This is a genomic window from Geobacillus sp. YF-1 (assembly GCF_052692335.1).
Window position 1 is genome coordinate 2,568,503 of sequence record NZ_CP199850.1, and the last position, 24,971, is coordinate 2,593,473.

The following is a 24,971-nucleotide window of genomic DNA, read 5'->3' on the forward strand; positions in this document are numbered from 1 at the left end:
AGGAAAGAGCGAAGCAGGCCTTCCGTCGCTGGCCCGCTTTCCTTCGCGCCCGCGGTCCGTTTCCTTCGCCTCGCGACATCAAACGAGCTTTTTCTCGGATCGGTCGAGCGCCGCCGGCAGCAACGCCGGTCCGCGGCGGAGCGCCTCTTCGCCGAACACGTGGACGAGCGCTTCCTCCAAGCGGCGAACGGCAATGAGGTGGATGCCGTCGATTTCCGCTAGCAACGATTGCCGGTTTTCTAGGGGAATGATCACTTTCTTCGCTCCTGCCTGTTTCGCCGCTTTCACTTTGGCAAAGACGCCGCCCACCGGCTTCACAAAGCCGCGAATGCTGATTTCTCCGGTCATGGCGACGGTATGGTCGACCGGCAATTGGTAAATGGCAGAATATATACCAACGGCGATCGCCAATCCAGCCGAAGGGCCGTCAACCGGCACGCCGCCCGGAAAATTGACGTGAATGTCGTAACGATCCGCCGGCACGCCCATCGCCCGCAGCACGGTGATCACGTTTTCCGCCGAACCGCGCGCCATACTTTTGCGGCGCACCGATTTTTCCGCGCTGCCGATGCTTTCTTCCTCGACAATGCCGGTGACGTTGACCGATCCTTTTCCTTTTGCCGGCAAGGCGGTCACTTCAATCTCGAGAAGCGCGCCGGTGTTTGGGCCATACACCGCCAAGCCGTTCACCACACCGACGGCCGGAGCGGACGCAATTTTCTTTTCGTAGCGCGGCGCCATTTGGCTCGCTTGAATCACCCATTCAATGTCTTTGTCTACAATGTGGTCGCGGTTCTCGGTGATCGCTAGCCCGGCGGCAATTTGCATCATGTTGACGGCTTCCCGGCCGTTGCGGGCGTAGGCGGCTAAAAGACGAATGCCGCTTTCTGACACGTTCAAGCGAATTTTTTCCGCCGCTTTTTTCGCGATCAGAGCGATCTCGTCTTGATCGAGTTCGCGGAAAAACACTTCCAAACAGCGGGAGCGAATGGCCGGAGGAATTTCGTTCGGCGTGCGCGTCGTCGCCCCGACGAGGCGGAAGTCGGCCGGCAGCCCGTTTTGAAAAATGTCGTGAATGTGGCTTGGGATTTGCGGATTCTCTTTACTGTAATAGGCGCTCTCAAAAAACACTTTCCGGTCTTCCAGCACTTTGAGCAGCTTGTTCATTTGAATCGGATGAAGTTCGCCGATCTCGTCGATGAACAATACGCCGCCGTGGGCGTTCGTCACCGCCCCTTGCTTTGGCTGGGGGATGCCGGCTTGCCCCATCGCCCCGGCCCCTTGATAGATCGGGTCGTGCACCGAGCCGATGAGCGGGTCGGCGATGCCGCGCTCGTCAAAGCGCGCTGTCGTCGCGTCAAGCTCAACGAACACCGCATTTTTCTGAAACGGGGAGAGCGGATTTTTTTTCGCTTCCTCAAGCACAAGACGAGCCGCGGCCGTCTTGCCGACGCCAGGGGGGCCGTAAATGATGACGTGCTGCGGATTCGGCCCGCATAAAGCTGCCTTTAACGCCTTGATGCCATCTTCTTGGCCGACGATGTCATCAAAACGTTTCGGTCGCACTTTTTCCGCCAGCGGCTCGGTGAGCGAAATCGAACGCAGCTTGCGGAGCTGTTCCATCTCTTTGCGCGACTCTTTGTCAATCGAAACTTTTTGCACACGCTGTCCTTTGAGCAAATTCCAAAAGTAAAGGCCGATGATGACCCCGAAAAACAGCTGAATAAGAAGCACGATGTTCGTCCAGTCCATGCCCCGATATCCTCCTGCCTCTAATGGTATGTCGTATGATAGTATCTCCGGGAACGGACGGGAATAAACAAAAAAGCGCCGGCCGGCGCCCAGGGCATGGAGGCAAAAAAAGAGGGTGTCCCAAATGGACCGGGACGCCCTCTTTCATCGCTATATATACGTACCGACTTCTTCTGCCGCACTATATGTTGTGCCTATCTTGAAGGAAGGCGACCTTTTGGGTCAGCCCCTCCATCAAGCGGATGTTTTCCGTTCTTGCTCGATGACGGTGCCGTCATGGCGGATGAGCGTCGGCGGTTTCGTGCCGCGCACCGTGTCAACGGTGATGATGCATTTTTGCACGTCTTCGCGCGACGGCAACTCAAACATCACATCGAGCATAATCCCTTCGATGATCGAGCGCAGACCGCGCGCCCCCGTTTTCCGCTCAATCGCTTTTTTCGCGATTTCGCGGAGCGCCGCTTCCTCAAACTCGAGCTCTACGCCATCAAGTTCCAGCATTTTTTGGTATTGCTTGACAATGGCGTTTTTCGGTTTCGTCAAAATGTCAATCAGCGCTTGTTCATCGAGCGGCTCGAGCGTCGTAATGACCGGCAGGCGGCCGATGAACTCCGGAATGAGCCCAAACTTGAGCAAGTCTTCCGGCAGCACTTTCGACAACAAGTTTTTCTCATCGACGTCAGCTTGGTTCATTTCCGCGCCAAACCCGATCACTTTTTTGCCGAGACGGCGCTTAATGATCGGCTCGATGCCGTCAAACGCCCCGCCGCAAATGAACAAAATGTTCGTCGTGTCGATTTGGATGAACTCTTGATGCGGATGTTTCCGGCCGCCCTGCGGTGGAACGCTGGCGATCGTGCCTTCTAAAATTTTCAACAGCGCCTGCTGCACCCCTTCGCCCGAAACGTCGCGGGTGATGGAAGGGTTTTCCGATTTGCGGGCGATTTTATCGATTTCATCGATGTAAATAATGCCTTTTTCGGCCCGTTCGACGTCGTAGTCAGCCGCTTGGATGAGCTTTAACAAAATGTTTTCGACGTCCTCGCCGACGTAGCCTGCTTCCGTGAGCGACGTCGCGTCAGCGATGGCAAACGGTACGTTCAAAATGCGCGCCAACGTTTGTGCCAACAGCGTTTTCCCGCTCCCGGTCGGCCCGATCATCAAAATGTTGCTTTTCGACAGCTCGACATCGTCGATTTTGCTGCCGGAATTGATGCGTTTGTAATGGTTGTAGACGGCGACGGCGAGCGATTTTTTCGCTTCGTCTTGCCCGATGACGTATTCATCTAAAATTTCCCGGATTTCCAGCGGTTTTGGCACATCTTTAAACTCAAATTCTTCCTCGTTGCCGAGCTCCTCTTCGACGATTTCCGTGCATAGCTCGATGCACTCGTCGCAAATGTAAACGCCCGGACCGGCGACCAGCTTGCGCACTTGGTCTTGCGTTTTGCCGCAAAACGAGCATTTTAACTGCCCTTTTTCATCATTAAATTTAAACATGTCATTCACCCCTTGCTAACGAAATCGCGCCTGCGTATGTATCTATTTCCGCTGCTCTTTGATGTCCAAAGCGTATGTATCCGCTATTTTACCATAAGTGTTTGCGAAAAAGCGAATGAAAAAACTGCAATCCGTTAGAAAAGTTTGAAAATTGCTGTTCAGACGCTATGCAGGAGATAAAGAACAAGGCACGAACGTCTCGCGCCTTGTTCTTTGCTTACCACTATTATTATGCCGCAACCTTGCTGTGCTCCACAAGAAAATCGACCGTTTTCCGCCATTTTAAGTCTTCTTTGACGCCATCGAGACTACCGAGCAGCTCTTTTAACTTGTCAACGCTTAAGTTGTACGCTTCCGCCATTTTGTTGAGCTCCTCGTTCACCTCTTCGTCGGTCACGTCGATGTTTTCCGCCTTGGCGATCGCCTCAAGCGTCAGCGCCGCGCGCACCCGTTTTTCAGCGTCTTCTTTCATTTGTTCCCGCAGCGCCGCCTCGTCCTGGCCGGAGAATTGATAATACAGCTGCAAGTTCAGCCCTTGCATTTGCAGGCGCTGATCAAATTCGCGAAGCATTCGGTCCGTTTCGTTTTTGATCATGACTTCCGGAACATCGATTTCGGCATTGGCCGCCGCCTTTTCGACGACCGCGTTGCGCAGCGCGGTTTCCGCTTCATTCTTTTTCGCTTCTTCGAGCCGGGCGCGGATTTTCGCCTTCAGTTCGTCGAGCGTTTCCACTTCGTCATCGACGTCTTTGGCGAACTCATCATCCAACGCCGGCAGCTGTTTCGCTTTCACTTCGTGCACGTTCACTTTGAACGTTGCCGGTTTGCCAGCCAGCTGTTCCGCATGATACTCTTCCGGGAACGTCACTTGAATTTCTTTTTCCTCGCCTGCTTTCATGCCGATGAGCTGCTCTTCAAATCCAGGAATGAACGTGCCTGAGCCGATTTCTAAGGAATAGTTTTCCGCCTTCCCGCCTTCAAACGGTTCGCCGTCGACAAATCCTTCAAAGTCGATCACAACCGTATCGCCGTTTTCCACCGTCCCGTCTTCTTTGACGACCAGTTCGGCATAGTTTTCTTGCAGACGTTTCAGCTCATTGTCGACATCTTCATCCGTGACCGTTGCATCGATGGTTTCGATTTCAAGCCCTTTGTATTGACCGAGCTTCACTTCCGGTTTGACGGTCACTTTCGCTTTAAAAATCAAACTTTTGCCTTTTTCCATTTGCTCGATGTCGATTTCCGGCAAGGATACCGGTTCAATGCCCGCTTCTTCGACCGCTTTCGCATACGCTTCCGGAAGCAAAATGTCGAGCGCGTCTTGGTAAAGCGCCTCGACGCCAAACCGCTTTTCGAACAGAACGCGCGGCACTTTTCCTTTGCGGAAGCCCGGAAGCGTAATATTTTTCACCACTTTTTTAAACGCGGCGTCCAAGCCTTTGTTTACTTGCTCGGCATCGACCTCGACGGTCAGCACCCCTTCATGGCCTTCAAGCTTTTCCCATTTGACAGACATACTGTTCCCTCCACCTCAAATCGTTGCTCGGGATCATGGTGCAATTCGGTTGCCCATTATCCTCTTATGTTGTCACCGTATGTAGCCTTGTTATGCGAAAACAGATACATAGCACAGCCATTATATTATAACATACGAACGCCATGTTTCAACATTGAACCGACCGTTACAGAAAGGAAAGTTTCTCTATTTCGTGCAGCTGTCTGCAAAGCTTCGCCATTTCTTCCGCTTCGACGCCATAGCGGGCGGCCAACGCCGCCGCATCGGCATCAAAGCCTTGAAACCGGCGCGCCAGAAAATGAAGGGCGGCGAGCCACAAGTCGGCGTCTTCCGGCTCCGGAGGAAACGGATAGAGGATGTACGCGTAGCGAAGCCAAATTTCCGCCGCTGTCTCATACAAGCTCGGACTTTCCGGAGCGAGCTGTTGTTCAAGCCGGCTGAGCAGCGCGGACGCGAACGCCGTCTCCGTCTGTTCGTCCAATGCGGCGGGAACGACCTCCAGGCGGCGGCCCAATTTTTCCACTGTCACCGGTTCATGGATTCGCTTTTCCGTCAACAAGCGAAGGAGCATCGTTTTGGCCATCGGGCTTTTCTCGGCCGCGCTCAAATATTGCTTGAGCAGCGGAAGAACCGGGGTGATATCTTCTTTTTCCAGCTGCTTGATGATGTGCAGCTGTTCGGCAATGTCGCCGGACTCGAGCAGCCGTGTCACCCGTTTCCATTCTGCGGACGGAAGCGCACGAGCGTTCATTTTTTCGCTAAACCGAAGCAGGTGGTGAAGCTGTTCGCGCACCGGTGCGGAAAGCGGAAAGCGGCGCAAGGCGGTGCGGATCGCGTCCTCCGCCTCACGGTATCGGTTCGTCTGCAGCAAAACCGCCACATACATTTGCAGCAGCTCACTGTTGCCCGGCTGTTCATCAAGCAACGCAGCCAAGCGCCATTGCGCCTCATCGTACTCCCCGAGCTCATAGCAACAAACCGCCAAGGCGAGCCGAACAGGAACGCTCGCATCGCCAAGCTCTTCGGCAGCGCGCAAAAAGCGGAGCGCCTCGTTGTACTGCTTGGCCTCTAGGGCGGCAAACGCCTTTTCCACGAGCCGTTCTTTCGTCTGTGGAAACAAAATGATTTTTCCTTTCGGTTTGTCCATCTTCGCCCGCTCCTCACTGACATTTACTATCAGTGTAGCAAGTTTCCCGCGGCGGCACAAGCGCAGCTGTCGCCGCGGAGGCTGATGGCGAAGCGAGCGGCATGACGAACAACGGGAAAAACGCCCAACCCGGTGGGAGCGGTTCCCGCCGAGTTGGGCGCTAGGCGCTCATGGCCGCGGATGGTGCGTTTCTTCGTAAGCGGCAATATACGGCTCATACAGAAACGTTAAGTCAATTTCGTCCCACCCTTTTAGAAGCAGCTGTTTTCGGTACGGATCGATAGCAAACGAGCGCGAAAACCCTTCGTCGTCAACCACTCGCTGCTCCTCAAGCGACACGGTCAATTCGTAATCAGCGCGCTCGCTTTGTTTCAACAAGTAGCGAACATCTTCCGGGGCGAGGCGGATCGGCAACAATCCGTTTTTCAAGCAATTGTTGTAAAAAATATCGGCAAACGATGGGGCAATGATGACGCGAAATCCGTAGTCTTGCAGCGCCCACGGGGCATGTTCGCGCGACGAGCCGCAGCCGAAGTTTTCCCCGGCCACAAGAATCGTCGCCCCCGCGTTTTCCGGCCGGTTGAGCTCAAACGCTGGATTGGGCGTGCCGTCGCTCAAATAGCGCCAGTCGTAAAATAAAAACTGGCCAAATCCGGTGCGCTCAATTCGTTTTAAAAATTGTTTTGGAATGATTTGGTCCGTGTCGATGTTCGCCCGGTCGATGCCGGCCAATTTTCCGCGGTGGATCGTAAACGGCTTCATCGCTTCTTCCCTCCTGTTCGTCCCTATCGGTCTCGTCCGCTGACGTTCGCTTTCAGCGGATGGTGCGCCGCCGGTTTCCCGGCAAGATAGCGGGATCGGTCCTGTCCGCTCATGTTCGCGTTCAACGGAGCCGTCGCGGGATTGATCCGCAAATAACGAGCGGGCCCTGTCCACTCATGTTCGCGTTCAACCGCCGCCTCTTTGGCGGCGAGGGGCGAACGAACACTAGGGCGGCGGACCAACTGTCAAGTCACCCCCAACCGAGCCGTCGGCCATCGTCCCTCGTTCGCTCCCCGCCAGCGAACGGTCAGCGGACCGGTTCGGTCTCTAGCTGGCGCACATCGACAAAATGTCCGTAGATGGCGGCGGCAGCGGCCATCGCCGGGCTGACGAGATGCGTGCGCGCTCCTTTTCCTTGCCGCCCTTCAAAGTTGCGGTTTGACGTGGACGCGCAATGTTCGCCTTCCGGGATGATGTCCGGGTTCATGCCCAAACAGGCGCTGCAGCCGGAGTCGCGCCATTCAAAACCGGCGTCAAGGAAAATTTGCGCCAACCCTTCCGCTTCAGCTTGTTTTTTTACTTGCTGCGATCCGGGCACCACGAGCGCCCGTACGCCTGGGGCTACTTTTTTGCCTTTGACGATGCTCGCCGCCGCGCGCAAATCGCTAAGGCGCGAGTTCGTACATGAACCGATGAAGACGTGCTGCACCGGAATATCCGTAATCGGCGTGCCCGGTTTGAGCCCCATATACTCCAGCGCCCGCCGCACCGCGTTTTGCTCTGTTTGGCTTTCAAATTGCTCGGGATGCGGCACAACACCGTCGACCGCTGTGCTCATCGCCGGATTCGTGCCCCACGTCACCATCGGGGCGATCGTCGAGGCATCGATGTCAATCGTCCGGTCGTATTCCGCCCCTTCATCGGTGGCCAGCGCCCGCCATCGCTCCACGGCCTTGTCAAACTCCTCGCCTTTTGGCGCATATTTGCGCCCGCGCAAATAGGCAAACGTCGTTTCATCCGGGCTGATGAGTCCAGCCCGGGCCCCCGCTTCGATCGACATGTTGCAAATCGTCATCCGCTCTTCCATCGACATGCGCCGGATCGCTTCGCCAGTGAATTCGATAATATAGCCGGTGCCGACGCCGACGCCATAGCGGCCGATGATGGCCAAAATGACGTCTTTCGCCGTCACCCCTTTGCCAAGGCGGCCGTTGATGCGGATTTGCAGCGTTTTCGGCTTATGCTGCCAAAGCGTTTGCGTCGCCAGCACGTGTTCGACTTCGCTCGTGCCGATACCAAACGCCAAGGCGCCAAACGCCCCGTGCGTCGAAGTGTGGCTGTCGCCGCAGACGATCGTTTTTCCCGGCTGAGTCAAGCCGAGCTCGGGGCCGATGACGTGAACGATCCCTTGCTCGTCGCTGTGCAAATCGGCGAGCGGAATCCCGAATTCGCGGCAGTTGCGCTCCAAGGCGGCAATTTGGTTGCGCGCCACTTCGTCGGTAATCACAAATCGATTCACGGTCGGCACGTTATGGTCCATCGTCGCAAACGTCAAGTCCGGCCGCCGCACCGTCCGCCCTTTTTGCCGCAACCCTTCAAACGCTTGCGGCGAGGTCACTTCATGGACTAAATGCAAATCAATGTACAATAAATCCGGTTTGCCTTCCTCACGGTAGACGACGTGGGCTTCCCAAATTTTATCAATGATCGTTTTCGGCTTCATTGGCTCTCACCTCGCACGTCTTAGGCGTAAACGGTCATAATTTGCGCGATCGCGGTATAGTCGAGTACCGCTGTTTTGATCTCCTCGACCATTTCGTCCGTCGCTACGACACGGCCGCCGCTTGGCGCCAAGTCGGCGGTGCGCAAGCCCGCCGCGAGCGCCTGATGGACCGCCTGTTCGATCGCTTCCGCCTCGGTGGCCAGCCCGAACGACAAGCGCAGCATCATCGCAGCGGACAAAATCGCGGCGATCGGATTGGCTTTGTTCATACCAGCGATATCCGGCGCCGACCCGTGCACCGGTTCATACAAGCTCGGCCCGGAAGCGGATAAGCTGGCGGACGGCAACATGCCGAGCGAACCGGACAGCATCGATGCTTCATCGCTTAAAATATCGCCAAACATGTTTTCCGTGACGATCACATCAAACTGCTTCGGCGCGCGGATGATCTGCATCGCCGCATTGTCGACCAACATATGCTCAAGCTCAACGTCCGGGAATTGTTCGGCCACCTCCTCGGCCACTTCCCGCCATAACCGGCTTGAGGACAGGACGTTCGCCTTGTCGACCGACGTCACTTTCTTCTTCCGGCCGCGCGCTAAGGTAAACGCCATGCGCACGATCCGTTCGATCTCTTCCTTTTTATATAAGAGCGTGTCAACCGCTTTTTCTTCGCCGTTTTCGACGACGCGGCCGCTCGGTTGGCCGAAGTAGATGCCGCCGGTCAGCTCGCGGACGATGACGAAATCGACTCCTTGGACGAGGTCGGGTTTTAACGGCGAAGCGGAAGCCAAGCAATCATAACAAACGACCGGCCGCAAGTTGGCATACAAGTCAAGCTGCTTGCGAATGGCGAGCAATCCTTTTTCCGGGCGCAGATGCGGAGGGTTGCCATCCCATTTCGGACCGCCGACCGCCCCAAGCAGTACCGCGTCGCTTTCCCGGCAAAGGCGAAGCGTTTCCTCAGGGAGCGGCGTCCCTGCTTCATCGATCGCCGCCCCGCCGATCCATCCATATTCGAACGTAAATTCATGGCCAAAGCGAACTCCGACCGCTTTCAACACTTCGACCGCCCCGGCCGTCACTTCTTGGCCGATGCCATCGCCCGGCAAGACGGCAATCCGATAGTTTCCCATTATGAACCCCTCCTGTTTCACGTTGTGGCGACTTTCTCGTTTTCTCCTCGCATCGCTTCGATCATCACCGCGCGGTTCATCGCGTGAATGTACGCTTTCGCCGAAGCTTCCAGCACGTCTTGCGCGGTGCCGCGCCCGCTCGTTTCCACGTCGTTGACGCGCACTTTGACGAACACTTGCGCCAACGCGTCGCGGCCGCCGCCAACCGATTCGATCCGGTAATCTAGCAGCGTCACCGCCGTTTGGAAACAGCGCTCCAACGTGTTGTACAGCGCCTCGACGCTGCCGGCGCCGGTCGCCGCCTCTTGGATTTCGTTTCCTTTCCCGTCTTTCAGCACAACGACCGCTGTCGGAATCTGATTCGTTCCGTATTGCACTTGAATGGAAGACAATTGATAAAATTCATTGAAGTGGTCGAACTTTTCCTCGAAAATGAGGGCGACCAAATCGTCATCGGTAATGTCTTTCTTTTTGTCAGCGAGCTCTTTAAAGCGGACAAACAACTGATTGATTTCCTCTTCGGACAACGTGTAGCCAAGCTCCTCGACGCGGTTGCGGAGCGCATGGCGGCCGGAATGTTTGCCGAGCACCATCGAGTTCGACGGCACGCCGACGAGCTCCGGCGAAATAATTTCGTATGTCGTTTTTTCTTTTAAGACGCCGTCTTGATGGATGCCCGATTCATGCGCAAACGCGTTTTTGCCGACGACCGCTTTGTTCGGCGGAACGACCACGCCGGTCAGCTTGCTGACAAGATTGCTTGTGCGCTTAATTTCCTGCAAATTGAGGCGCGTTTCCACCTGATAGTAGTCTTTGCGGATGTGAAGAGCGACGGCGATTTCCTCGAGCGCCGCATTGCCGGCCCGTTCGCCGATGCCGTTGATCGTACACTCGACTTGCGTCGCCCCGTGTTCAATGGCCGCCAGCGAATTCACGACCGCCATGCCCAAGTCATCATGACAATGAGCGGAGAGTGATACTTTTTCAATATTCGGAACATTGTTTTGTAAATAGAGAAAAATCTCCCCGTATTCTTTCGGCGTAATATAGCCGACCGTATCGGGAATGTTGATGACCGAGGCGCCCGCTTTAATGACCTCGGCGACGATTTTCGCTAAAAACGGCCGTTCGCTTCGGCACGCGTCTTCCGCCGACCATTGGACGATCGGGAAAAAGCGTTTGGCGTATTTCACCGCTTCCACCGCCGCATCGATCACTTGTTCCGGCGTCATCCGCAATTTATGCACCATATGGATCGGCGAGGTGGCGATGAATAGGTGGAGACGCGGTTCGGCGCCGCCTTTTAACGCCTCCCACGCCGCATCGATGTCGCTTCGGACCGAACGCGACAGCCCGGTGACCGAGCATGTTCGTATCGTTTCCGCGATTTGTTTGACCGCCGCAAAATCACCTTTCGATGAGGCAGGAAAGCCCGCCTCGATGATGTCCACCCGCAGCCGTTCGAGCTGACGGGCAATTTCCAATTTTTCTTGCAAATTTAAATTCACGCCAGCCGATTGTTCCCCGTCACGCAATGTGGTGTCAAAAAACTTAATGTTTCGCACCTGACCCCACCGCCTCCACTTGTTTTGCTTTCACAAACGGCATCATGCTTCGCAGTTCGCGTCCGACGATTTCGATCAAATGCTCGTTTTCGCGCCGGTTGATGGCGTTGAACTCCGGACGGTTCGCTTGGTTTTCCAAAATCCAGCTCTTCGCGAATTTGCCGGTTTGAATGTCATCGAGCACTTTTTTCATTTCCGCTTTCACCGCATCATTAATAATGCGCGGTCCCGTGATGAAATCTCCCCATTGCGCCGTATCGGAAATCGAATACCGCATCCACGACAGCCCGCCCTCATACAAGAGGTCAACGATCAGCTTCATTTCATGCAAACATTCAAAATACGCGACTTCCGGTTGATACCCGGCTTCCACAAGCGTCTCAAACCCCGCTTTAATGAGCGCGGTCAACCCGCCGCAAAGCACCGCCTGTTCCCCGAACAAGTCCGTTTCCGTTTCTTCTTTGAACGTCGTCTCCAGCACTCCCGCCCGAGCGGCGCCAATCGCTTTCGCGTAGGCGAGCGCCGTTTCTTTGGCGTGTCCGGTCACATCTTGATAGACGGCGATGAGCGCCGGCACGCCCGCTCCTTCGGCATACGTGCGCCGCACGAGATGGCCTGGGCCTTTCGGCGCAACCAAGAAGACGTCGACATGATTCGGCGGGACGATTTGGCTGAAATGGATGTTAAATCCATGCGCGAAGACAAGCGCGTTGCCCGGCTCGAGCGCCGGCTCGATTTCCTCTTTGTACACGGCCGGCTGCTTCTCATCCGGCAGCAGCACCATGACAAGATCCGCCTGTTTCGCCGCTTCGCGGACTGAATACACCTCAAATCCGTCTTGTTCCGCCTGCTCCCACGATTTTCCTTTCCGCAGTCCGACGATGACGCGGACGCCGCTGTCGCGCAAGTTTTGCGCATGCGCGTGGCCTTGCGAGCCATAACCGATGATCGCGACTGTTTTCCCTTGCAGGTATTGTTCGTTTGCATCTCCGTTATAGTAGACTTTTGCCATGATTACCCTCTCCTTTGTTTTGTAGTTTGACTCCCTACGCTTGACCGCCGCTTGTTTGGCGGTTCCGTGAAGCGATCCACACGGTTTTGTTATGATAGCTGTTAAATCATGAACACCGTTTTTGACTGCGCGTTGAAAGAACAAGCGCTGGCATTGGCGAGCAAGATTTAAATAATGAACGCCGTTTTCTGATGCGCCGCCGTTTTTTGCGCCCCGCGGGTGAACGCGGTCGTTCCCGTGCGCGCCACTTCTTTGATCCCATAGGGGCGGAGCAGTTCAATCAGCGCTTCGACTTTGTCCGGCTCGCCGGTCACTTGAATGACGAGGCTGTCTTTGCTGACGTCGACGATTGAGGCGCGAAACGGCTCGATGAGCGTGTAAATTTCCTGGCGGACCGAAGGCGGAGCCGACACTTTAATGAGCGCCAGCTCGCGGGCGACGATCGCTTGGTCGGTGATGTCATTGACTTTCAACACGTCGATCTGCTTGTTCAGCTGCTTAATGATTTGTTCCGCGGTCCGTTCGTCATCGACATTGACGACAAATGTCATCCGCGAAATCCCCTCGATTTCCGTATGGCCGACCGTGATGCTCTCGATGTTGTAATGCCGCTTCGTAAACAGCCCGGTGATGCGGTTTAAGACGCCGGGGCGATTGTTGACGGTCATTGTGATGATTCTTCGCATGCTTTCACCCCCACCATTTGATGAAGCCCTTTACCGGGCGCGACCATCGGATAGACGTTCTCGTCGGCGCGGACATGGAAGTCAAGCAGCACCGGACCGTTGATGGCAAACGCCTGTTTTAACACGTCGGCCGCTTCCGCCTCGGTCTTCGCCCGCAGCCCCAGCATGCCGTACGCTTCAGCAAGCTTGACGAAATCCGGCTGGTTCGGAATGAGCGAATGGGAGTACCGTTTGTCATAAAACAGCTCCTGCCATTGCCGCACCATGCCGAGCGCTTGATTGTTGACGATGACGATTTTGATCGGCAGCTGCAACTCTTGAATGACCGACAGCTCTTGGAACGTCATTTGGAAGCCGCCGTCGCCGACGATCGACACGACCGTGGCGCTCCGGTCGGCAAGCTGGGCGCCGATCGCCGCCGGAAGACCGAACCCCATCGTGCCGAGCCCCCCGGACGTCACCCACCGATGCGGCCGGTTGAACTTGTAATATTGCGCCGCCCACATTTGATGCTGGCCGACGTCCGTTGTCACGATCGCCTCGCCGTTTGTCATTTCATAGATCATCTCGATCAGTTTTTGCGGTTTGATCGTCCCGGCTTCCGGTTCGTAATAAAGCGGAAAGCGCCGCTTCCATTCATCAAGCTGGGCAAGCCACGCCGCCGTATCCGCCGGCTTGCCTTGCTGGGCGATCAGCTCTTGCAAGGCGGCTTTCGCATCGCTGACGATCGGAATTTTCGTCGGCACGTTTTTGCCGATCTCCGCCGGGTCGATATCAATATGGGCGACTGTCGCCTTTGGCGCAAAATCGTTTAAATTACCGGTAACGCGGTCATCGAAGCGGGCGCCGATGTTGATGAGCAAATCGCATTCGTACAGCGCCATATTCGCCGTATACGTCCCATGCATGCCGGCCATGCCGAGGAAAAGCGGATGATCGGCCGGGAAGCCGCCGAGACCAAGGAGCGTATGAACGACCGGAATGTTTTGCTGCTCGGCGTATTGCCGCAATTCGTCAGCCGCATTGGCGTGCAAGACGCCGGCGCCGGCTAAAATGACCGGCCGCTTTGATTGGCTGACCGCCTCGACGAGCCGGCGAATTTGCCAATGGTTCGGCTGCGTCGTCGGCTGGTAGCCGGGCAAATGAACGTCTTGATCATAATCAAACTCCCCTTCGGCCGTCGTAATGTCTTTTGGAATGTCGATCAACACCGGCCCCGGCCGCCCGGTCGTCGCAATGTGAAACGCCTCTTTAATGATCCTAGGCAGCTCGCTGATGTCGCGCACTTGATAGTTGTGCTTGGTGATTGGCATCGTGATGCCGACGACGTCCGCCTCTTGAAACGCGTCCGAGCCGATGACGCTCGTCGCCACTTGCCCGGTAAAGACGACGAGCGGCAACGAATCCATCATCGCGTCGGTCAGTCCGGTGACGAGGTTGGTCGCCCCCGGTCCGGAAGTGGCGATGACGACCCCCGGTTTCCCCGAAATGCGCGCGTATCCTTCCGCCGCATGAATCGCCCCTTGTTCATGACGGGTCAACACGTGAAACACGCCGGCCTTATACAGCTCATCATAGAGCGGGAGCACCGCCCCGCCCGGATAGCCGAAAATGACTTCGACTCCCTCCGCTTTCAGCGCCTCAATCAACATCAATGACCCGTTCAGCTTCATTTTCGTCTTCGCTTTTTCCTGTTCCTCGACGTTCATTCTCGTCATTCTCGTTCCTCCCCCATCGTTTGTCCTCCATAAGAAAAAACCTTTTCACCCGCCAAGGCTGACTTCAGCCAGCCAAAGGGGCGAAAAGGTTTCCTTTCCGCGGTACCACCCTTCTTCACGGCCATGATGGCCGCCTCAGGAGCAACCAAGACCGCTTGGTTGCTCGTTTTGGTAACGAGTGAAGCGCGCGTCTCCACTCGTCCAGCCTTACTCACCGTCCGGCGTTCAGGCTGGCGCTCAGAGGTGAGTTCATCAAGCGGCAACATCACCGGTTCCCAGCTCCCCCGGCTCTCTGTGGATGTTGACCCCGCTGATTACTTGTCCTCGTCAACGCTTTTTCCTATGCAATTGTCATCTCAGCCGACGTTGGCGTTGGTCGGATACACTTTAATTCCTTCGACAACAACGCGGCGGCGGAATTCTTCCAACAGCCGCTTGGTGTGCGGCCCCGGCGTGCCATCGCCGATCGTCCGGCCGTCGACTTTAATGACGGAAATGACTTCGGCCGCCGTCCCGGTCAAAAACACTTCATCCGCGACATACACATCATGGCGGGTAAACGGCTCCTCTTTCACCGTATAGCCGAGATCCGCGGCGATTTCGATGATCGCTTGGCGCGTGATGCCTTCAAGCGCCCCGACATACCCAGGCGGCGTGTAAATGACGCCGTTTTTGATGATGAATACGTTGTCCCCCGAACCTTCGGCGACATAGCCTTGATCGTTTAAGATGAGCGCTTCGCTCACATTCGCCAGATGAGCCTCAATTTTGACTAGCACGTTGTTTAAATAGTTGAGCGATTTGACTTTCGGGCTCAGCACATCGGAGCGGTTGCGGCGCGTCGCCACCGTCACCACTTCGATTCCCGTTTCATATAAATGCTTCGGGAAAAGCGCGAGCGGCTCGACGATAATGACGACTTGCGGCGTTTTGCACTTGTACGGATCCAAGCCTAAGTCGCCGACCCCGCGCGAGACGACTAAGCGAATGTACGCATCTTGATAGCCGTTGCGGCGGATCGTTTCGAGCACGTGGCCAATCATTTCGTCCTTTGTATATGGAATGTCAAGCAAAATCGATTTCGCCGAATGGTACAGCCGATCGATATGCTCTTCGAGGCGAAAGACGTTGCCGCTGTAGACGCGGATGCCTTCAAACACCCCGTCGCCGTACAAAAACCCATGATCATAGACCGAAATTTTGGCGTTTTCTTTTGTGACAAATTCGCCGTTTAAAAAGATCCATTGTTCTCCCACTTCGGTTCCCCTCTTCCTTGATCAGCCCGCCGTTCGCTCGCAACGGTCCGATCGTCCTGTGGTGTCGTTTCCCTTGTTTGAAAATTATAATAATGCTAAACCTCGCGGCCGTCAATAACGTTTTTTTGAAAATTTTGATTGGTCAAACTATTTGTATACGCTTACATTATGATAGAATCAAGGGTTTGTCGATTGAAAAAATTTTTTCTCCCACTGCCCAACCGCGCTCGGCGCGCAAAAAAAAAGAGGTCCGCCACTCGAACCTCTCTTTCCCCGCGGAACGGCGTTGTTCAGCGCCGCTCCTCATCCCGTGTTGCGAAACCTCTCAATGGAAACGCGCGATCTTGCAAGCTCCGTGTGTTTCGAAAAACCCCGCTCTGCTTACGCCGCAAAAAAGCCGGTCATGAACGAAGCAGACAGCTTTCAGCGCCTGCAAAAATAGCGGCGAAAGGCAGACCAAACGGCTTTAACCACTTGGAAAAATAGCGGCGAAGGAGCGGGCGACCAGCTTTAACCACTTGCGAAAATAGCGGCGAAAGGCAGACCAGACGGCTCCGTCACTTCTGTTCGCGAAGCTTCTTGAAACGACATTTTTCGACTATCGGTCGCGTCATGTCCGTTCAAGCGAAACGGTTCGTTCCATTTCCGCGATCGGCCGCCCGCTAACATCATAAAACTGCACGTGAGCCCGTCCACCGTCGATCGAAAGCACCGCATATGTCTTTTCCGTTCTTCCCCGCGGCAGCGCAATGCTGCCGGGATTGATGAACAGGCGGCCGCCCATCTTCTCCACTCCGGCGAGATGCGAATGCCCGAAGCAGATGACGTCCGCCCCTGCTTCCTCGGCCCGATCGCTTAAGCGCGACAACGATGTTTTCACGCCGTATAAATGGCCGTGGGTGATCAAAAAACGGATACCGGCCGCCTCCACCATGCGCTCATTCGGAAACGCCGCCCAGTCGCAATTGCCGCGCACGACGGCAAACGGAGCGATTTCTTCCGCTTCGACCGCTAGTTCGGAATCGCCGCAATGGATGAACAAATCCGCTTCATGGCGATGGCGGGCGGCGATTTGCGCCAGTTCGTCCGTCAGTCCATGACTGTCGCTGACAATGATCGCCTTCATTCGCTTTCCCCCTTCTCCCCGATGATGTCGTCCCACTGCTCTTCCAGCTTGGCCAGCGCTTTCGCCCGGTGGCTAATCACGTTTTTTTCGTCTGGCGCGAGTTCCGCCATTGTTTTCCCCCGTTCAGGCACGTAAAACACCGGATCGTAGCCAAAGCCGCCTTCCCCGCGCGGCGCCTCGGTGATATAGCCGTCGCACGTCGCCTCAACAACAGCGGTCGGCCGCCCGGGGATCGCGACGGCGAGCGCGCAATGAAAGCGGGCGGTGCGCTTTTCCATCGGCACCCCTTCGAGTTCACTGAGCAATTTGGCGATATTGCGAGCATCGTTTTTCTCTTCCCCCGCGTAGCGGGCCGAATAGACGCCCGGCCGACCGCCGAGCGCATCGACCGCCAGTCCCGAATCGTCGGCGATCACCGGCCGCCGCAAGCGATCCGCGGCCGCTTCCGCCTTGATTTTGGCGTTCTCAGCAAACGTGCTTCCCGTTTCTTCGACATCGGGAACATCAGGGAAATCAAGGAGCGATTTCACTTCGATGCCCCGCTTTTCGAACAAGGCGGCAAACTCCCGTACTTTACCGGCATTTTTCGTGGCGATGACGATTTCGGTCATTCCGCCCCCTCCTGTTCCGTTATTCGTTTCTCCCCGACGCGTGCCGCCCACTCGCCCAACGCCTGCCGCTGAACGGCGATCAGCCGTTCGATGCCGGCTTGCGCCGTTTCCAGCAGTTCATCGAGCTCGGCGCGCGAAAACGCCGCTTCCTCTCCCGTGCCTTGAATTTCGACAAATTGGCCAGCTCCCGTCATCACGACGTTCATATCGACTTTCGCGCGGGCGTCCTCGCTGTAATTCAAGTCAAGAATGACCCCAAGTTCGGGATCAATGCCCACGGACGTCGCTGCAAGAAAATCGCGAACCGGAAGCGATTCAAGCTTCCCGTCTTCGACCAGCCGGGCCAACGCCAACACAAGCGCGACGTAGGCGCCGGTAATCGACGCGGTCCGCGTTCCGCCGTCCGCCTGAATGACGTCGCAATCGATCCAGACGGTTCGCTCGCCGAGCTGTTGCAAATCGACGACGGAGCGGAGCGCCCGGCCGATCAGGCGCTGAATTTCCATCGTCCGCCCCGCCACTTTCCCTTTGCTCGCTTCCCTCGCGTTCCGCTGTTCCGTCGCCCGCGGCAGCATGCCATATTCGGCCGTAATCCATCCTTTTCCGCCGCCGCGCATGAACGGCGGCACCTTTTCCTCCAGCGTCGCCGTACAAATGACTTTCGTATCGCCTACCTCGATCAGCACAGACCCTTCGGCGTGTTTCAAATAGTGTGGATGTATATGCACCGGCCGCAGCTCACGGCTGCTTCGTCCATCGATTCTCATCGGCGCGACCTCCTTTTTCCGTTCCATGGCGGCGCCAAGCCGCAACGTTTTTCCGGCAAAAAAAGAAAGAGGCGGAATCCGTTCCCCCTCTTTGTTATACCATAATCGCCCATTCCTTTCCAACCTGCCGCTCCAGCGCGGCTAAAAGGCAGCCGTATTGACGGTTTGCGGCCGAGCCACCGGCTTGGTCAGCGGTTTGCCGTCTTCGGTGACGAGATTCGCCTTGCCGTTGACCGTAATGGCGACGCTTTCGATCCCTTTTTGCTCGGTGAGTGATAACACGAGCGAATTCAAGACGACATCGGAAATGACGTTTTTCTTGTTGCTTCCATAAATCGCCTCGTTGAAGTTAAGCGTCACTTTGCCGTCTTCATACTTCGGGGCGTCAACCAACTTGGCGTCCGGCTGGAAGACGCCGACCAGTCCGCTCCCTTCGTCCGGTCCTTGGATGAGCTCGTTGACAGCGGCGGCAATGTCGTCTTTTTCCCGATTCGATACGCGTCGCGTCACCGGCACGTAGTACGTGTTGCCCCCTTGTTGGGCGACAAAATAAACGGTGACGGGATGCGTGTTTGTAATATCCGGCACGCCGTTGGCTTGGATATTGATGCCATCGGCCCGGCTCACACCGCCTTGGATCGGCGTTTTATTGACCGGCATCACTTCTTGGTCATAGCCGTTGATGCGAATTTTGACGCGCTTAATGTTGTCGAATTGCGTCAACGTCCACGTAATGGCTTGCAAAATCCGCTTTTCATCTTCCGGTTTATAGTTTTTGAATTCCGGTGAAAAGTCGGCGATCAATGTTCCATCTTTCTCTAATTTTGTCCCAAGCACGGTGGTGCCGGCCGGAATGACCGCGCGAAAACCGTTTGGCAGCACTTGCGAGACCGGACCGTCTTCAACCAAGTATTCAAGCACCTGCTTGGCGACAGCCTGCGTTTTCGGCAGCTCGACCGTTTGCGGCACAACGAAGCCGTTTTTGTCAATGAGATACAGCTCTCGCTTCACCGTCTCCGTTGCTTTCGCTTGTTCGTTGGACTTGGTTTTGGTTTTGCCCGCTTCTTGCAGCGCTTGGCCGTCTTTGACATAGCTTGTGTGTTGCGGCGGATCGATTTCCTTCACCGCCCCATCCTTGCCGAACAACCCGCAGCCGCCGAGCAATAACACGGAAGCAAGCATCGGCGCCGCCCATATGTGAGTCGTCCGTTTCATTGACGTTCCCTCCTACTCGTAGTTTGTACTACTATGTATACGAGCCGTTTGGCAAAATAGAATAAAAAAATCCTCCAGCGCAACACGCTGAAGGATTTTTCTTCGCTAAAGCCGGATCGCCTCGACGGTGCCGATCGGTTTTCCAAACCATTTGCCGGAAATTTTTTCGAACAGCTCTTTCGGCCCCGTCGTGAAAAACAAATGCTCCGGTTCACGCTCGCCGGTATAGAGGAGATGGCTATGGTGCAAAATCGCGCTCACCTCGCGGGCCGTTTCGCCGCCCGAGCAGATGAGCTTTACCTTTTTCCCCATATACGCGCGAATGAGCGGAGCAAGCAACGGATAATGAGTGCATCCTAAAATGAGCACATCCATCGGCAGCGGGCGGAGCGGAGCAAGCGATTCAGCGACGATTGCCATCGCCTCCTCCCCTTCAAAGTCGCCGCTTTCGACAAGCGGAACAAACTTTGGACAGGCCAAACTCTCGACGTGAACGCGCGGGTTGATCGACTGGAGCGCCGTCTCGTACGCCCGGCTGCGAATGGTGGCGACCGTGCCGATCACGCCGATATGCCCGCTTTTGGTCGCCTTCAAAGCAGCGCGGGCTCCGGGATGAACGACGCCAAGCACCGGGATATCAAGCTTCATCCGCACTTCGTCAAGCGCGACCGCCGTCGCCGTGTTGCAGGCGATAACCAGCATTTTCAACGGATATTGCTGCAAGTAATCGATCATTTGCCACGTAAACCGCCGGATGTCTTCCACCGGACGCGGTCCGTACGGACAACGGGCGGTATCGCCAAGATAGATAATTTGCTCTTTTGGCAGCTGCCGCATAATTTCTTTGGCGACCGTCAAGCCGCCGACTCCTGAATCGATGACACCAATTGCTCGTTCCAAGTGATCGCCTCATTCTTTCGTCATTTCTTGATGCAATTTGCGCAAACAGTGTTCAAACATAGTTATTTCGTCGTCTGAAAAACGTTCTAGCACTCGCGCCAAATCGCGCTGGCGTTTTTCAATCACCTCTTCGATAATCCGCTCTCCTTTTTCCAACAGATGAATGCGGACGACGCGGCGGTCGTGTTCATCGCGAACCCGGGCGACAAGGCCGTTTCGCTCCATGCGGTCAATCAAATCCGTCGTCGTGCTGCACGCCAAATACATTTTGTTCGATAACTCGCCGACCGTCAAGTCCCCTTCTTCAAGCAGCCACTGGAGGGCGACAAACTGCGGTGGGGTGATCGGGTAGTTCGTTAAAATTTCGCGGCCGCGCTGCTTTAAATTGGCGGCGATATAGCGAAGCAATTTCTCCAACTCGGCAACCGTTTTTTCATTCATCGCTGACGGCATACAATCTCCCCTTGATCATTTTCGCGGCCCAGCCCCGAACGGCGGCTTGCGCCAACGGCTCTCCTTTGTTTTTTATTTTACACCACCGCATCATAGAAGCAAATAGAAAAATGCGGCCATCGCCGCACAGAAAGGCCGGCTTGGCATCGAGCCTCGTCCGGCCGCAATCGAACATAACAGCCGGCTGTCCGTCATGGAAAGCCGGCATCGTTTATAATTCAAGTTCGCCCATTCGAAGCAATTCGATGACCGCTTGTGAGCGCCCCTTGACCCCAAGCTTTTGCATCGCGTTCGAAATATGGTTGCGAACCGTTTTCTCGCTGATAAACAGCTCTTGGGCGATTTCCTTGGTCGTCTTGTCTTGCACGAGCAATTCAAACACTTCTTTTTCTCTTCTTGTCAAGAGCGGCTTCGCTTGAAACGATTTGTCCTTCAACGCTGGTAACCCTCCTTGCTCTCAATGGGCCCGAACTGCCGGATGGGTATTTCCTCGCCATATCGTATGTGAGAACAAGAACGGCGGTGACGAAAATTTGTTTATCTAATAGAAAAATAGGAAAAAAATACGACCTCCCCTTCCTGCCGAACAAGAAGGGGAGGTCGTGCAGTTAGACTTCGTCGCTGCCAAAGAAGTCGCGGAACATTTGAATCGTTGTATCCCGGTTTAAGGCGGCGATCGACGTGGTCAGCGGAATGCCTTTCGGGCACGACTGCACGCAGTTTTGCGAGTTGCCGCAGTTCGCCAGCCCGCCGTCGCCCATGATCGCCCGCAATCGCTCCGCCTTATGCATCGCCCCGGTCGGATGGGCGTTAAACAGCCGCACTTGCGACAGCGGGGCCGGGCCGATAAAGTTCGACTTGCTGTTGACGTTCGGGCACGCTTCGAGGCAGACGCCGCACGTCATGCATTTCGACAGCTCGTACGCCCATTGCCGCTTCCGCTCCGGCATGCGCGGCCCCGGGCCAAGGTCATACGTTCCGTCGATCGGTATCCACGCTTTGACGCGTTTTAAGGCGTCAAACATCCGGCTCCGGTCGATGACCAAATCGCGAATGACCGGAAACGTGCGCATCGGCTCGAGGCGGATCGGCTGCTCGAGCTTGTCAATGAGCGCGGCGCACGCTTGGCGCGGTTTGCCGTTAATCACCATCGAACAGGCTCCGCACACCTCTTCCAAACAGTTCATTTCCCAGGCGACCGGCGTCGTTTTTTCCCCTTTGGCGTTGACCGGGTTGCGCCGAATTTCCATGAGCGCGGAAATGACGTTCATGTTCGGGCGGTACGGAATGACGAATTCTTCTTCATACGGCGCGGAATCCGGACGATCTTGGCGCGTGATGATGAATCGAACCGTTTTGTTCTCGCTCATCTTACTTCACTTCCTCTTTCTTTTTGCTATAGTCGCGCTTGCGCGGTTTAATCAACGAGACGTCGACATCTTCGTAGTGGAACGCCGGACCGTCTGGCGTGTAGCGAGCCATCGTCGTTTTCAGCCACTCTTCGTCATTGCGCTCTGGAAACTCCGGTTTGTAATGCGCGCCGCGGCTTTCGTTCCGGTGGTAAGCGCCAAGCGTAATGACGCGGGCGAGCTGCAGCATGTTGTGCAGCTGACGGATAAACGTCGCCCCTTGGTTGCTCCATCTTGACGTGTCGGTGACGCTGATGTTTTTGTAACGCTCCATCAGCTCTTGAATTTTCTCATCCGTCTTCAGCAGCCGGTCGTTGTAGCGGACGATCGTCACGTTCGCCGTCATCCACTCGCCGAGCTCTTTATGCAGCACGTAGGCGTTTTCCGTGCCGTCCATCGCCAAAATGGCTTCCCACTTTTCTTGCTCCCGTTTTACATAGCTGTCATACAGCGTCGACGGCATGGCATCCGCCGATTTCTCAAGGCCGCGGATGTAGCGAACCGCGTTCGGACCGGCGACCATTCCGCCGTAGATGGCCGATAAGAGCGAGTTCGCCCCGAGGCGGTTGGCGCCGTGAATGGAGTAGTCGCACTCGCCGGCGGCAAACAGCCCTTTGATGTTCGTCATTTGATCATAATCGACCCATAAGCCGCCCATCGAATAGTGAACGGCCGGGAACACTTTCATCGGCACTTTGCGCGGGTCTTCGCCCATGAACTTCTCGTAAATTTCGATAATGCCGCCGAGCTTAATATCCAGCTCTTTTGGATCCTTGTGCGACAAATCCAAATACACCATGTTCTCGCCGTTGATGCCGAGCTTCAAGTCGACGCACACATGGAAAATTTCCCGGGCAGCGATGTCACGCGGCACCAAGTTTCCGTAAGCCGGGTATTTTTCTTCAAGAAAATACCATGGTTTGCCGTCCTTGTACGTCCAGACGCGGCCGCCTTCCCCGCGCGCCGATTCGCTCATGAGGCGAAGCTTATCATCGCCTGGAATGGCGGTCGGATGGATTTGAATAAACTCGCCGTTCGCGTAGTAAACGCCTTGCTGATAGGCGATCGAAGCCGCGGAACCGGTGTTGATGACCGAGTTCGTCGATTTCCCGAAAATGATCCCCGGGCCGCCGGTCGCCAAAATGACGGCATCGGCAGGAAACGCTTTAATTTCCATCGATCGCAAGTCTTGAGCGACGATGCCGCGGCAAATTTGCTCCTCATCCAAAACGACGCCTAAAAACTCCCAGTGCTCGTACTTCGTGACGAGCCCAGCCACTTCATGACGGCGCACTTGCTCATCAAGCGCGTACAAAATTTGCTGGCCGGTCGTCGCGCCGGCGTAAGCGGTGCGGTGATGCTGTGTTCCCCCAAAGCGGCGGAAATCAAGCAATCCTTCCGGCGTCCGGTTGAACATGACGCCCATCCGGTCGAGCATGTAAATGATCCCCGGCGCCGCCTCGCACATCGCTTTGACCGGAGGTTGGTTGGCCAAAAAGTCACCGCCGTAGACGGTATCGTCAAAATGTTCCCACGGCGAGTCGCCTTCCCCTTTTGTGTTGACCGCTCCGTTAATGCCGCCTTGGGCACAGACGGAGTGAGAACGCTTCACCGGAACGAGCGAAAACAACTCGACAGGCACCCCTGCTTCGGCGATTTTAATCGTGGCCATCAAACCGGCCAAGCCGCCGCCGACAACGATGATTTTCCCTTTTTTCATAGCTACTCACTCCCTAATAGATTGCTGCTTCTGCTTCTATGCCGCGCGTTTGACCTTGCCGTCCCGCCATCGACCAAGCGATCGTTCGGCGAACGGCGAGGGCGCGATCCGTCACGAGCCCACGCAGCGATTCCCAACGAAAATGTCCGCGTCAAATCCGCTTTTCCCATCCAGCCAAGCTGTTTTTACGCGAACGCCAAAATGGCGCGAATGCCGACAATCGAAAGGGCGACAAAAATGAGCATCGTAATGTACGTGAACACTTGCTGCGAACGAGGGGTCACCGTCAAGCCCCAGCTGACGCAGAACGACCATAAGCCGTTGGCGAAATGAAACACGGTTGATAAAATTCCGATAATATAAAACCAAAGCATGAACGGATTATTTACAATATTCGCCATCATCTCGTAATTCACTTCGGCGCCAAACGCGGCTTGTACGCGCGTTTCATACACATGCCAGACGACAAAAATCAATGTGATGATGCCGGTGATCCGCTGAAGCATGAACATCCAGTTGCGGAAATAGCCGTACTGGCTCGTATTGAACTTGGCCGTAAACGCGATGTAAATGCCGTATACCGCATGAAACAATAGCGGAAGGAAAATGACGAAAATTTCAAGAAAATAGCGGAACGGCAAGTTTTCCATAAACGCCGCCGCCCGGTTAAACGCTTCCGGCCCACGCGTTGCAAAATGGTTGACGACCAAATGCTGCACTAAAAAGACGCCAACGGGAATGACCCCGAGCAACGAATGGAGCCGGCGGTAGTAAAACTCCCGATTCCCTGCCATATGGAAACCCCCTTCAGTTGATGAAAAATATGCCCTTCTCGCTCGCAGCGTGGAAACGGAAACAACTTCCATTCCCTCATTCGCTTTGTCACATTCATTGTACTCCCACAACGTACGAGCGTCAAGAAAACATCGCCACAAAATGTTCAAACATTCTCATAGTTGTGCCCTCCCGGAAAGATGATGCACATCGACGGCAATTC

At 55.5% G+C, this 24,971-nt stretch carries 23 protein-coding genes and 1 other annotated feature; all 23 genes read right to left on the reverse strand.

Annotation, left to right across the window (positions count from 1 at the left end; all coding sequences use genetic code 11):
- Window positions 1–78: 78 nt before the first annotated feature.
- The 23 genes from lonB to ACTVIM_RS12910 all read right to left on the reverse strand — a co-directional run bounded on the left by lonB (window position 79) and on the right by ACTVIM_RS12910 (window position 24,768).
- Window positions 79–1,752, reverse strand: a complete 1,674-nt coding sequence (gene lonB, locus ACTVIM_RS12800) for an ATP-dependent protease LonB (protein WP_033844246.1) — start codon at window positions 1,750–1,752, stop codon at window positions 79–81.
- 234 nt (window positions 1,753–1,986) lie between these two features.
- Window positions 1,987–3,252, reverse strand: coding sequence for an ATP-dependent protease ATP-binding subunit ClpX (clpX, locus tag ACTVIM_RS12805; RefSeq protein WP_033844247.1), 1,266 nt, complete (start codon window positions 3,250–3,252; stop codon window positions 1,987–1,989).
- Between the two features lie 229 nt (window positions 3,253–3,481).
- Complete coding sequence (gene tig / locus ACTVIM_RS12810) at window positions 3,482–4,768, reverse strand: trigger factor (protein WP_033844248.1); 1,287 nt, start codon at window positions 4,766–4,768, stop codon at window positions 3,482–3,484.
- A gap of 166 nt (window positions 4,769–4,934) precedes the next feature.
- Window positions 4,935–5,915 (reverse strand): tetratricopeptide repeat protein, encoded by a 981-nt coding sequence (locus ACTVIM_RS12815; protein ID WP_445612808.1) that lies wholly within the window; start codon window positions 5,913–5,915, stop codon window positions 4,935–4,937.
- A 168-nt stretch (window positions 5,916–6,083) separates the two neighbouring features.
- Complete coding sequence (gene leuD, locus ACTVIM_RS12820) at window positions 6,084–6,677, reverse strand: 3-isopropylmalate dehydratase small subunit (protein ID WP_033844250.1); 594 nt, start codon at window positions 6,675–6,677, stop codon at window positions 6,084–6,086.
- A gap of 23 nt (window positions 6,678–6,700) precedes the next feature.
- On the reverse strand, window positions 6,701–6,919 hold the full coding sequence (locus tag ACTVIM_RS12825; protein WP_033844251.1) for a hypothetical protein: 219 nt from the start codon (window positions 6,917–6,919) through the stop codon (window positions 6,701–6,703).
- 65 nt (window positions 6,920–6,984) lie between these two features.
- A complete protein-coding gene (gene leuC, locus ACTVIM_RS12830; RefSeq protein WP_445612809.1) occupies window positions 6,985–8,400 on the reverse strand; it encodes a 3-isopropylmalate dehydratase large subunit in 1,416 nt (471 codons plus the stop codon).
- 20 nt (window positions 8,401–8,420) lie between these two features.
- The gene (leuB, locus tag ACTVIM_RS12835) at window positions 8,421–9,536 is read right to left on the reverse strand and encodes a 3-isopropylmalate dehydrogenase (protein WP_033844253.1); all 1,116 of its coding nucleotides are present in this window, start codon (window positions 9,534–9,536) and stop codon (window positions 8,421–8,423) included.
- Window positions 9,537–9,553: 17 nt separating this feature from the next.
- On the reverse strand, window positions 9,554–11,101 hold the full coding sequence (locus tag ACTVIM_RS12840) for a 2-isopropylmalate synthase (protein WP_445612810.1): 1,548 nt from the start codon (window positions 11,099–11,101) through the stop codon (window positions 9,554–9,556).
- The gene (gene ilvC / locus ACTVIM_RS12845; protein WP_144975743.1) at window positions 11,088–12,113 is read right to left on the reverse strand and encodes a ketol-acid reductoisomerase; all 1,026 of its coding nucleotides are present in this window, start codon (window positions 12,111–12,113) and stop codon (window positions 11,088–11,090) included. The genes ACTVIM_RS12840 and ilvC overlap by 14 nt, the downstream gene beginning before the upstream one ends.
- Window positions 12,114–12,280: 167 nt before the next feature.
- Entirely contained in the window at window positions 12,281–12,799 is a 519-nt protein-coding gene (ilvN, locus tag ACTVIM_RS12850; RefSeq protein ID WP_033020304.1) for an acetolactate synthase small subunit, read from the reverse strand.
- Window positions 12,778–14,517, reverse strand: a complete 1,740-nt coding sequence (gene ilvB, locus ACTVIM_RS12855; RefSeq protein ID WP_445612811.1) for an acetolactate synthase large subunit — start codon at window positions 14,515–14,517, stop codon at window positions 12,778–12,780. The genes ilvN and ilvB overlap by 22 nt, the downstream gene beginning before the upstream one ends.
- Before the next feature lie 73 nt (window positions 14,518–14,590).
- Window positions 14,591–14,857, reverse strand: a binding site (T-box leader).
- Window positions 14,858–14,873: 16 nt separating this feature from the next.
- Complete coding sequence (ilvE, locus tag ACTVIM_RS12860; protein ID WP_144975745.1) at window positions 14,874–15,773, reverse strand: branched-chain-amino-acid transaminase; 900 nt, start codon at window positions 15,771–15,773, stop codon at window positions 14,874–14,876.
- A gap of 610 nt (window positions 15,774–16,383) precedes the next feature.
- Entirely contained in the window at window positions 16,384–16,899 is a 516-nt protein-coding gene (locus ACTVIM_RS12865) for a metallophosphoesterase family protein (protein ID WP_445612812.1), read from the reverse strand.
- On the reverse strand, window positions 16,896–17,510 hold the full coding sequence (locus tag ACTVIM_RS12870; RefSeq protein WP_033020311.1) for an XTP/dITP diphosphatase: 615 nt from the start codon (window positions 17,508–17,510) through the stop codon (window positions 16,896–16,898). Before ACTVIM_RS12870 ends, ACTVIM_RS12865 begins: the two co-directional genes overlap by 4 nt.
- On the reverse strand, window positions 17,507–18,277 hold the full coding sequence (gene rph / locus ACTVIM_RS12875) for a ribonuclease PH (protein WP_033020364.1): 771 nt from the start codon (window positions 18,275–18,277) through the stop codon (window positions 17,507–17,509). The genes ACTVIM_RS12870 and rph overlap by 4 nt, the downstream gene beginning before the upstream one ends.
- A 141-nt stretch (window positions 18,278–18,418) precedes the next feature.
- On the reverse strand, window positions 18,419–19,492 hold the full coding sequence (locus ACTVIM_RS12880; protein WP_445612813.1) for a GerMN domain-containing protein: 1,074 nt from the start codon (window positions 19,490–19,492) through the stop codon (window positions 18,419–18,421).
- A gap of 105 nt (window positions 19,493–19,597) precedes the next feature.
- Window positions 19,598–20,392, reverse strand: a complete 795-nt coding sequence (racE, locus tag ACTVIM_RS12885) for a glutamate racemase (protein ID WP_445612814.1) — start codon at window positions 20,390–20,392, stop codon at window positions 19,598–19,600.
- 9 nt (window positions 20,393–20,401) lie between these two features.
- Window positions 20,402–20,845, reverse strand: coding sequence for a MarR family winged helix-turn-helix transcriptional regulator (locus ACTVIM_RS12890; protein WP_033020316.1), 444 nt, complete (start codon window positions 20,843–20,845; stop codon window positions 20,402–20,404).
- Window positions 20,846–21,056: 211 nt separating this feature from the next.
- Window positions 21,057–21,281 carry a helix-turn-helix domain-containing protein gene (locus ACTVIM_RS12895; RefSeq protein WP_445612815.1) on the reverse strand — a complete coding sequence of 75 codons (225 nt, stop codon included), beginning with the start codon at window positions 21,279–21,281 and terminating at the stop codon, window positions 21,057–21,059.
- 172 nt (window positions 21,282–21,453) lie between these two features.
- Window positions 21,454–22,215 carry a succinate dehydrogenase iron-sulfur subunit gene (gene sdhB, locus ACTVIM_RS12900; RefSeq protein ID WP_033020319.1) on the reverse strand — a complete coding sequence of 254 codons (762 nt, stop codon included), beginning with the start codon at window positions 22,213–22,215 and terminating at the stop codon, window positions 21,454–21,456.
- A gap of 1 nt (window position 22,216) precedes the next feature.
- Complete coding sequence (gene sdhA, locus ACTVIM_RS12905; protein ID WP_061912436.1) at window positions 22,217–23,974, reverse strand: succinate dehydrogenase flavoprotein subunit; 1,758 nt, start codon at window positions 23,972–23,974, stop codon at window positions 22,217–22,219.
- Between the two features lie 185 nt (window positions 23,975–24,159).
- Window positions 24,160–24,768 (reverse strand): succinate dehydrogenase cytochrome b558 subunit, encoded by a 609-nt coding sequence (locus ACTVIM_RS12910; RefSeq protein WP_033020324.1) that lies wholly within the window; start codon window positions 24,766–24,768, stop codon window positions 24,160–24,162.
- Window positions 24,769–24,971 lie beyond the last annotated feature (203 nt).